Consider the following 9,415-nt stretch of genomic DNA (forward strand, 5'->3'; position numbering starts at 1 on the left):
TTGAAATAAAAATAATTTTTTACTATACCATAAAAAACTTTTGCAAGAGTTCTTAACTTTAACGCTATGGGTAGATAGCAAATAGGCGACCCTGCTTCAAAACATAAATGCCTAAGCTGACGATAATTAACGTCGTTAGGATGAGCAATCTCATTCATCCCAGGCATAGAAGAGAATTCTGCATCAAACCACTCGCTGTAGCAATCTTCCCCAAGATGATTCTGCCAATGCTCTAAGTTTTCCCTGCAAAGAGTAGACATGGGTAATAAAGCTTTGTCGGCGATCGCTAAGTCACAGTAAGACATTTCATAATCTTCTAGCTGTCCCATTCCCAGTGGAGTTACAAGAATTGAACTCGGCTCAATAAAGTATGTTTGTTCTTCTAATAGGTAGTCTAAATAACCCAAAGGAAACAAATTATCGTTGATGAGCTGGAGAAATTCCAGCTCTCGCTCGGTATACTTCAGCCATTCTTCATCTTCTTCCAAGTTGGGATAAACTGAAGCTCTGCTTTGACTGTATTGCTGGGGAAAATAATAACTGTAAAGAAATAACAATTGGTATCTTAATGCTCTATGTTCCAGATATTTAACAGCATCGCCAATTCCTGAAATGACTAAGCATTGACCCAGAAGTGCGCTCGCTTGTTCGACGGTATTAATTCCAGATATTTGAGTATTTACATTCATTCATATGAGCGGTTTAAAAAGTTGTGTCCGCTCTACTTGCGTTAGCCAAAGTGCGATCTTAAAAAAAGTAAAGATATAATGAAGCGATCGATATATTCGTATTAGTATCGATAAGCTAGAACGCTAAAATAATTACCGTGTTGAGTTATCAATTAGACAAATATCTATATTCTTCTTGGCAAAAGGATACAAGATTCTACATCATCGAACTATGCCAAGACTTGTGGGGTAATTGGCTACTCAGGAAAACCTGGGGTTCGGCAGCAAAGAGAGATTTGGGTCGCTCTATTTCTACTGTTTGTCCCAATTATCAAACAGGGATAGAGCTTTACTACAAAGCTGAAAAACGCCGTTTATCTAGAGGATATGATGTTATATCAGCTAGTTCTCGATCTGACCTCGATCGCAAATCCCTCATAAAAATCTCCTGACTGTAGCAGTTCAAAATCACCAAACAGTAAAGAAATAAATACTTGAGCTATAGACAAAGCAGTTGCTTTGGAGATTTGAGGTAGAGTACTAATTTCTACATTTGATTCAAGACATTTTGTTACTTGCTGGGTCCAAGCATTAATATCTTCGTCATGAGCCAGAGATATGACTTGGGATTCAATTAGATCGAGGTCAAATAAACCTACCGCTTCAGACGAGGTTAAAGATTGAATTTTATGAAATGTTTCTCGTTCATACTTAACTCTACTCTGAGGTTTCAAATATTTTTGTAAAAAAGTAGTGCTTATACTTTGTTGAGTCAGAGAAGCTAAAAATTGACAAAAGCTATTGCCTATAAGAGTATCCGTCAAATCTACATTATCTTGTTGGGCGTTTTCCAAGGCTGCTTCTGCTTGCGCCAAAAGACAAACACTTCCCAGATAAAAAAGCTCACCCGTTCGCCGTAATTTAATTTCATCTTTTATGTGTGATAAATCAATTTTATTTACCTGTTGGATAATATCGCCAAAGGAGTAATCCATTCTTCTTAGTTTAAAATTTTATCGGTAAATACTTTGCTTTTACATTCAGGACAGTCAGCAGGATTCAACCAATAAATTAGTCCGTAACAATCGATCCCATACTCCGTCTCCAGATAATTTAGAAGCTTTATAATATATTCTTCTAGCTCTGGCTGTCTCAATCCCTGAGTATGCTGTGGCAACATCTGGTGAGATAGCTTGTTGCCTTGGTATATTTTAAGAGCGATCGCATGAACAAATTGATTTTCCTTACCGTAAATTTCAAGTTCTGCCCGATATGCTTCTGGTAGTATAGGCTCTATCGTAGCGATACCCTTTTTCTTTGCCGCATTTTGACGACGTTTGGCGTTTACCTTGCCAGGATTTCTCAGGCGATTGCGTTTGATACGACAATTATGCCCAACATAACATTCTGGATGCTTTTCTTTAGCCTCGTCTTCTGTACGGTAGTTCTTGGCACAGTAAAGACAGGTGGGATTGGGTTTTCTGCCCATAAATTGAGAAACATTAAAACATGACTTTTGAATAATAGCGTATTAATTGCATATCATTTTACAGTTGCGTAAAATTAATATTGCCTAAAAGCTCATTTCATAAGCTTTTAGGTCTATAAATACCAATTTCAACCTCTTATTAGAACACTAATCGGATGTTGAGCAACATTTCATACCTAATTTGAATTTTTACTTACATCTCATACATAAGTTACAATCAAAATAAGAAATTCGGGTAATAAACCATGAAAAATACATTTGTGGCTGAGATAGAGGTTCCTAAGTCTAAGCGTAAATCGGCAACTGCCATTCTCAAACGTATAGAATCTCTGATTGCGATCGCTGAACCAGAACATTTGGAGATGCTGCAACGCTCGCTAGAGCCAAAGGTAGTTTCTGATGCTGAGAAGGAATTGGCTAAAAAGATTGCAGGTAAAGATTATGTTGAGGGTAAGTCTTGGGAATTAGAGCTAGCCAATCTCGAACGTTACTATCAGCGTCGTCGAGAATTACTCGAAGGAAGTATTACCTCAAGTAAAGTAGCCGAGCTACTAGGGTGTCAAAATAGAGCTACAGTTCGCGATCGCCGTTTGGCTAATACCTTACTTGGTGTAAAGGATGAAGGAGTTTACAAATATCCTTTGTGGCAATTTGACCCTGAAGGAGACGATGGGGTTATAGATGGGTTGCCAGAGGTACTAGCTGCTTTGGATGTTTCTGATTTTGTTAAATTAAACTGGTTTAACAAACCTCATTTAGCATTCGAGGGAAAGACACCAATCGAAATTCTCAAGCGAGGTAAGGTTGAAGCTTTGGTCACTGAAGCTAGAGCGTTAGGTATTGGCTGGTAATGGTAGTAGTTCATTTACCCCCACCGCTGAGGAGTATTACCCCTGAATTAGTAACTCTGGATCGTAATGATGTGTTGCTACGAATATTTGACCCGACAAAATATGATTCTACTGCCGTTAGTTTTCGTAATTACGGTCCAGTAAGCAGATTCGATCATCACCGACAATACTCTAATAAAATCGATTCCGAGCGAAGTGTTATCTATGCAGCTCCAACTTTATCATGCTGTTTGGTAGAAATATTTGGCGATGGTGGAGTAATTAGGATCGAACAGCAACAGTTAGCTTTTATTACTCTAAAGGATACTTTGAAGTTGCTAGACCTACGAGGATCTGGTGCTATGGCAGCAGGAACGCTAGCTGCTTTATCGTCAATTACTGAAAGAAATATTTCTCAAGCTTGGGGACGTTATTTTTATGAGAATCCTCAACTATACGGTGAGATTGACGGTTTGATTTTTACTGGAGCGCATAATGGGGAAGACGCGGTTTGCTTCTATGAAAGGGCAAAGACAAAAATGGCATCGGCAAAAGTTGAGGTTTTGAATCTGAATCATCCAGATCTAAGAGATACTATCTTGTCTATTGCCAAGAATCACAGCTTAATAGTTAATCCATATTAGAAAAGAACATGGAAATTAAAATTATAACTGTAGAAGAAAATAGGATACCTGAATCGATAAAGCCAGTATTAGTTGTACCTGAATCTACGAGCGTTACATTAGAGAAAATTTTTACTGAGTTTCTTCAATTGGAAGTAGGAGATGGAGCAGCTTCAGCCGATACTATTCGCAACTATCTGTCTCAAACTAAGCAGTATCTGGATTGGTCTAAAGATAACTTATTACTACCACTAGATGCAGAAGTTGAAGATATCAAACTCTACCGACAGTATCTAGTTCAATCTGGCTATCAGAACAATACGATCGCCACCAAGCTCAATATTGTCAGAATCTTTTATAAAGCTGCCTTGACTCATGGACTAATTAAAAGTAATCCCGCAGAAAAAATCAAAGCACCCAAAGACAGAAAAGATCCTGCTGCTCGGATTACTTTCATGGAGGCAGAAGAGTTAAAGTTTTTACTCGACCATATTCAATTTCAACTAGACGAAGCTAAGACTAACAAACAAAGACTGGTGTTGATGCGCGATCGCATTTTAATCGGCATTATGAGTTTAGAAGGATGTAGGACAGTTGAGATGCACCAACTGAAGATAGAGGATATTGTCAGGCAAGGGATTAAAACTGGTTTACAAGTTTCGGCAAAGCGAGCTAGTAGAGTCGTTCCGCTGACGGACAATTTAGCTACTCAATTAGATGAATATTTAAAGGTAAGGCAAAAAGTTTTACGACGAAAAATCAAGCCTATCGATTTTGCCTTTGTATCCTTAAGTAATAATAGTAAAGGCAAACAATTAACTAGACGTAGTATCAGAGCAATTATTGATGGCTATTTAGTTGCTACCAATCTCAAATATACTCCTGGTCGAACTCTTTCAGCTCATAGCTTAAGACATACTGCTGGGACTTTGGCGTTGAGAACTGGTTCGGACTTGAGACAGGTGCAGGATTTGTTAGGTCATGCAGATCCACGAACTACCTCTATTTATGCTCATGTAGGCGATCGCTGGGAGCATAATCCAGGAGCTAGTATCGAAGAAAAGCTTAATTTGTGATTAAAATTATTCTACGCATGGTGTAGATTAGCGGTAAAACCCACAGAGGCTAACGTCTCAAAATAGTCAAATAATTTAATCACTCTCCCACGCTACTTTGCCAATTAGATCTCTTACGCGATCTCGTAATAAATAATCATAACTTTCTAGCTCACACTCAATTTCGTTTCGTCGTTGGACTGGTAAGTAATCACATAAAATTCTTAAAGGTTGATCTAAAGTAATAGTACCAATCTCCAACAAATTGTAGGCTTCTTCTTTGATTATATTTAGGGAATAACGCTTGATGGGTATTGAGATTGCTAAAATCGTAAACATATGTTTTACCTAATTAATCAGATCTCATTTGGATGCAAATAATCAATCGCTTAAATTGACTTAAGCTGTTGAATTAACCATATGCCTTTTTAGTAACATTAGTTACTTATTACTTATTACTTATTACTTATTACTTAATATCTCGATATAACGGTTTCCCCAAGTAGACCAATTGATATGCGATCGCTTTCCATTCCTACTCTGGTGCTTTGCTGTTGGTAGTTTCTTTTACGGATAATCTTCTTCACAAGTTCCTCAAGTTATTAACTTACAACAGAGCTATCAACCCCAATACATTAATGACTAAATGAACGGGGGAAAAGTAAGAAGGAACATAAGGCAAATGGTCGTAACCGCGAATCGTCGCCCAGAAACTCAACAAGATAAAGAACGGGCTTTAGTTCTCTGGTTTGAAGATGTAGGAATGTCGGACGTTTCTCTCGTCGGAGGTAAAAATGCCTCTCTAGGCGAAATGATTCAACAGCTAACCCCCAAAGGAATTAATGTACCTGGAGGTTTTGCGACTACTGCTTATGCCTATCGCTATTTTATCCAACGGGCAGGCTTGGAAAGCAAGCTGCGTAAACTGTTTGCCGATTTAGATGTAGAAAATTTGAGTAATTTGCGATCGCGAGGCAAACAAGCTAGAGCATTAATCCTCAACACTCCTTTTACTCTTGAATTAATTACGGGAATTACCGAAGCTTACATTCAGCTTTGTGAAAGAAATAGTATCGATTTCTCTTACTGCGATCGCTTTGAAGGAGAAGAACGAGAAGTCTGCAAAAAGCATAACTACAACGTTGATGTTGCAGTTCGCTCCTCGGCCACAGCAGAAGATTTACCCGATGCTAGTTTTGCAGGACAACAAGAAACCTATCTCAACGTTCACGACATTCAAGGTGTCTTAGAAGCCTGTCATAAGTGCTTTGCCTCCTTATTTACAGATCGCGCAATTTCCTATCGTACTATTAATGGCTTTGACCATTTTGATGTTGCTCTCTCAGTGGGCGTGCAAAAAATGGTGCGTTCGGATTTAGCAACTTCTGGAGTGATGTTCTCCATCGATACGGAAACAGGTTTTGAAGATGCAGCCTTAATTACTGCTGCTTACGGCTTAGGCGAAAACGTGGTTCAGGGGGCGGTCAATCCCGACGAATATATAGTTTTTAAACCGACTCTAGACCAAGGCTTCAAACCTATTTTAGATAAGCGGCTTGGTAGTAAAGAAATCAAGATGGTCTATGATATGGGCGGTAGTAAGCTAACCAAAAATGTACCCACAACCCAATTAGAAAGAGTTGAGTACGCCATTAATGATGCGGAAATTATACAGCTAGCAAAATGGGCTTGCCAAATTGAAGATCACTATTCCAAAGTGCGTAATACTTACACCCCGATGGATATTGAATGGGCAAAAGATGGGCTGACAGGAGAACTGTATATTGTTCAAGCTCGCCCTGAAACCGTTCAATCTCAGAAAACTAAAAATGTATTGCAGACATACAGCTTGAATACGGCGGGGGAAAATGTTTTAACCACAGGTAGATCTGTAGGCGAAAAAATTGGTGCTGGCGTTGCCAGAGTTATTCTGGAAGTAACTGATATCGATAAGTTTCAGCCTGGAGAAGTTTTAGTTACCAACAAAACCGATCCTGACTGGGAACCAATTATGAAACGAGCCAGCGCGATCGTTACCAACCAGGGTGGTAGAACCTGCCATGCAGCAATTATTGCCCGTGAAATGGGGATTCCTGCGATCGTTGGCTGTAATAATGCTACAAGCAGTATTCAAACAGGACAGGATGTTACTGTATCTTGCGCTGAAGGGGAACAGGGCAAGGTTTATGCAGGTTCAATTCCCTTTACCGTCGAGTCAATTGAGCTAGATAATTTACCTAAAACCAAAACCCAGATTCTGATGAACGTAGGCGATCCTGAATCGGCTTTTGGATTGTCATCATTACCCTGCGATGGAGTAGGTTTGGCGCGGTTAGAATTTATTATCGCCAATCATATTAAAATTCATCCTTTGGCTTTACTCAGATTTGATGAATTAGAAGATAGCAAAGAAAAAATTGCCATTGCCCGTCAAACAATTCACTATCCCCATAAACCTAATTTCTTTGTGGATAAGCTATCGCGAGGTATTGCTACTATCGCCGCAGCATTTTATCCTAAGCCTGTAATCGTCAGGATGTCGGACTTCAAAAGTAACGAATATGCCAATCTCCTGGGTGGAAAGCAATTTGAACCCCATGAAGAAAATCCAATGTTGGGTTGGCGAGGTGCGAGTCGCTATTACGATCCCAATTATCGCGAAGCCTTTGCCCTAGAATGCCAGGCATTTAAACGAGTCCGCGATGATATGGGTTTAACTAACGTAATTCCCATGATTCCTTTCTGTCGTACTCCTGATGAAGGTCGTAAAGTTCTGGCAGAAATGGCTGAAAACGGACTGGTTAAAGGCGAAAATGGTTTGCAAGTATACGTCATGTGCGAACTTCCCAGTAACGTAATGCTGGCAGCCGAATTTAGCGAAATATTTGACGGTTTTTCGATTGGTTCAAACGACTTGACTCAGCTTACTCTGGGACTCGATCGCGATTCTAGTTTAGTATCACACCTATTTGATGAACGAAACCCCGCAGTAGAAGCCATGCTAACTATGGCGATCTCTGTCGCCAAGCTAAAAGAACGTAAAATCGGCATCTGCGGTCAAGCACCGAGCGATTATCCAGAATTTGCTGAATTTCTGGTCAAGCAGGGTATTGATTCCATTAGTCTAAATCCCGATACAGTCTTGAAAACTAGACTCCAAATTGCCGAAGTTGAAGCAAGTATTAATTAATAGTTAGTCCTGAAGGATACCGCTACTAACAAAAAGAGGTTCACAAATGATTAACAAAATTTTCATCGCCGTAGATCGTTCCCGGCACAATAGATTTGTCTTTGATACCGCAGTATCTCTAGCTCAAACTACAAGAGCAGACTTAATGTTGCTGCATATTCTTTCTAGAAAAGAACCAGAACATCCCACAGTCCCAACTTATACTCACTATCCCATAGTAGAAGAAATCAACTACGAAAGATATCAACAAGAATATGCCAAGTACGAACAACATGGCATTGAATTTCTAGAAAATATTACCAAAGAAGCGATGTCTTCGACTAGCTCCGCAATCGCAGCAGGGGTTTCAACTGAATTCACGCAATTAGCTGGCAATCGGGGGCGAATGATTTGCGAACTGGCAAATAACTGGTCGGCAGATTTAATCTTAGTCGGCAGCCGTGGTCTCAAAGGACTAAAAGAAATATTTCTTTTCCTCGGCAGCGTTAGCAATTACGTTACCCATCATGCACCCTGTTCGGTGTTAATAGTTCGTCAACCAGTAGATTTAAAATCAGCTCAGACATCTATAGAAACAGAGAAAAATCAACTCCTGACTTCAAAATAAAGGTATTCGAGATGATAAATAAAATTTTGATGGATCTAATTCATGGTATGTCCTTAATCGATCCTACAGATTTAATTGCTGGGACGGTAGCGGATGCGGGGAAAGATGCAGATATAGTGATTATCACTGCTGGAGCAGCCCAAAAGCCAGGAGAAACACGCCTCGATCTGCTGGGACGCAATGTGGCTATTTATCAAAATATCTTAGGCGATGTCGTTAAATATTGTCCCAATGCCATTTTGCTAATTGTGACTAATCCCGTCGATATCATGACCTACGTAGCTTTTAAAATATCAGGTTTTCCTAGCTCTAGGGTTATCGGTTCGGGAACGGTGCTAGACACCTCTCGATTTCGCTCTTTGCTTGCTAACAAATTAAATATTGATGCTCGTAGCGTCCATGCTTATATCATTGGCGAACATGGTGATAGTGAAGTTCCTGTCTGGAGTACGGCTAATGTAGCTGGTCGAAAATTATTGTCCCAAGATTGGGAACATCTTCAAGAAAGCGATCGCCAGGAACTAACGACGATATTTAATCACGTCAAAAATGCTGCTTATGAAATTATTCAGCGCAAAGGCTATACTTCCTACGCGATTGGGTTGGTTGTAACCGATATTGTCAAGGCTATTCTACGCAGTCAAGAGCGAGTTCTTACCGTAAGCGGTTTAGTAAATGGAATGTATGGTATTGACCACGTATGTCTTGGCTTGCCAAGGGTAATTAGCGACAAGGGCATACTCAAAACCGTAAATTTGGATTTAAGTCCCTCAGAAGAAAAACAGCTTCGTCACTCGGCTCAAGTTTTACAAGAAGTTTTCAGACAGCTCAATTTTTAGTTTGGTATTGCGCTACAGCGAGCAAATTAGTTTTTATTTTCATTAAGAGAAATATCATGAGAACTCTTGCAAAAGTTTTTTATGGTATAGTAAAAAATTATTTTTATTTCAATT

11 protein-coding genes are annotated in these 9,415 nt (G+C 39.5%); 7 read left to right on the forward strand and 4 right to left on the reverse strand.

Going from position 1 to position 9,415, the window contains the following annotated elements; genetic code table 11:
* Positions 1 to 689, reverse strand: a 689-nt coding sequence (locus tag I4641_RS22480; RefSeq protein WP_229642822.1) for a hypothetical protein, incomplete at its 3' end; no start/stop codon positions are given.
* Between the two features lie 137 nt (positions 690 to 826).
* Here I4641_RS22480 and I4641_RS22485 point away from each other — a divergent pair.
* Complete coding sequence (locus tag I4641_RS22485; RefSeq protein WP_229642823.1) at positions 827 to 1,120, forward strand: hypothetical protein; 294 nt, start codon at positions 827 to 829, stop codon at positions 1,118 to 1,120.
* On the opposite strand, the gene I4641_RS22490 is transcribed toward I4641_RS22485, so the two are convergent.
* Positions 1,067 to 1,663 carry a Clp protease/crotonase-like domain-containing protein gene (locus I4641_RS22490; RefSeq protein ID WP_229642824.1) on the reverse strand — a complete coding sequence of 199 codons (597 nt, stop codon included), beginning with the start codon at positions 1,661 to 1,663 and terminating at the stop codon, positions 1,067 to 1,069. The genes I4641_RS22485 and I4641_RS22490 overlap by 54 nt on opposite strands.
* A 5-nt stretch (positions 1,664 to 1,668) precedes the next feature.
* On the reverse strand, positions 1,669 to 2,157 hold the full coding sequence (locus tag I4641_RS22495) for a hypothetical protein (RefSeq protein WP_229642825.1): 489 nt from the start codon (positions 2,155 to 2,157) through the stop codon (positions 1,669 to 1,671).
* Positions 2,158 to 2,402: 245 nt separating this feature from the next.
* Here I4641_RS22495 and I4641_RS22500 point away from each other — a divergent pair, with 245 nt between their 5' ends.
* The 3 genes from I4641_RS22500 to I4641_RS22510 are packed head-to-tail and all read left to right on the forward strand — an operon-like array spanning position 2,403 to position 4,686.
* Positions 2,403 to 3,008: a hypothetical protein gene (locus tag I4641_RS22500; RefSeq protein WP_229642826.1), complete on the forward strand. Its 606-nt coding sequence runs from the start codon at positions 2,403 to 2,405 to the stop codon at positions 3,006 to 3,008.
* Positions 3,008 to 3,631, forward strand: coding sequence for an RES domain-containing protein (locus tag I4641_RS22505; protein ID WP_229642827.1), 624 nt, complete (start codon positions 3,008 to 3,010; stop codon positions 3,629 to 3,631). Before I4641_RS22500 ends, I4641_RS22505 begins: the two co-directional genes overlap by 1 nt.
* A gap of 8 nt (positions 3,632 to 3,639) precedes the next feature.
* Positions 3,640 to 4,686, forward strand: coding sequence for a tyrosine-type recombinase/integrase (locus I4641_RS22510; protein ID WP_229642828.1), 1,047 nt, complete (start codon positions 3,640 to 3,642; stop codon positions 4,684 to 4,686).
* Between the two features lie 75 nt (positions 4,687 to 4,761).
* Here the strand turns inward: I4641_RS22510 and I4641_RS22515 are convergent, their stop codons facing one another.
* Positions 4,762 to 5,004 carry a DUF4327 family protein gene (locus I4641_RS22515; protein ID WP_229642829.1) on the reverse strand — a complete coding sequence of 81 codons (243 nt, stop codon included), beginning with the start codon at positions 5,002 to 5,004 and terminating at the stop codon, positions 4,762 to 4,764.
* Between the two features lie 343 nt (positions 5,005 to 5,347).
* Between I4641_RS22515 and ppsA the strand changes: the two genes are divergently transcribed.
* Genes ppsA through I4641_RS22530 form a run of 3 tightly spaced genes read left to right on the forward strand, consistent with a single transcriptional unit; the run spans position 5,348 to position 9,301 of the window.
* Positions 5,348 to 7,855: a phosphoenolpyruvate synthase gene (ppsA, locus tag I4641_RS22520; protein ID WP_229642830.1), complete on the forward strand. Its 2,508-nt coding sequence runs from the start codon at positions 5,348 to 5,350 to the stop codon at positions 7,853 to 7,855.
* A gap of 46 nt (positions 7,856 to 7,901) precedes the next feature.
* A complete protein-coding gene (locus I4641_RS22525) occupies positions 7,902 to 8,462 on the forward strand; it encodes a universal stress protein (protein ID WP_229642831.1) in 561 nt (186 codons plus the stop codon).
* 11 nt (positions 8,463 to 8,473) lie between these two features.
* The gene (locus I4641_RS22530; RefSeq protein WP_229642832.1) at positions 8,474 to 9,301 is read left to right on the forward strand and encodes an L-lactate dehydrogenase; all 828 of its coding nucleotides are present in this window, start codon (positions 8,474 to 8,476) and stop codon (positions 9,299 to 9,301) included.
* Positions 9,302 to 9,415 lie beyond the last annotated feature (114 nt).

Source organism: Waterburya agarophytonicola KI4 (assembly GCF_020640915.1).
GTDB lineage: Bacteria > Cyanobacteriota > Cyanobacteriia > Cyanobacteriales > Xenococcaceae > Waterburya > Waterburya agarophytonicola.